The following is a 340-nucleotide window of genomic DNA, read 5'->3' on the forward strand; positions in this document are numbered from 1 at the left end:
GGTGTAGCTCACGGTCACGGTGGTCTCCGCGCTGGTCACGGCGCGGCTCAGCGTCAGCGTCACGGTCTTGCCCGATACGGCCACGCTGTTCACGCTGATGGCCGCATTGCCTGCGCTGCTGACCGCAAAGGCCGAGGCGGCGGCGGTGTTGGCGGCGTCCAGGTTGCCCTCGTCGATGTAGGTGAGCACCAGCTGGCTGCCGTTGACCGTGGCGCTGCTGAACTCCGGGGCCGTGGTGTCCGACCGGGTGTCCACGGTGTAGTTGGCGCTGGTGATCGTGCTCGTCGCGCTATTGCCCGCTTGGTCCCGCACACCGCTCATGTTCACGCCGATGGTGTTG

1 protein-coding gene is annotated in these 340 nt (G+C 67.4%); it reads right to left on the bottom strand.

Annotation, left to right across the window (positions count from 1 at the left end; all coding sequences use genetic code 11):
- On the bottom strand, positions 1-321 hold a 321-nt coding region (locus VTU_RS28485; protein ID WP_265597348.1), incomplete at its 3' end, for a SwmB domain-containing protein.
- Positions 322-340 lie beyond the last annotated feature (19 nt).

The sequence above is a fragment of the Verminephrobacter aporrectodeae subsp. tuberculatae At4 genome (assembly GCF_000193225.1).
GTDB lineage: Bacteria > Pseudomonadota > Gammaproteobacteria > Burkholderiales > Burkholderiaceae_C > Acidovorax > Acidovorax aporrectodeae.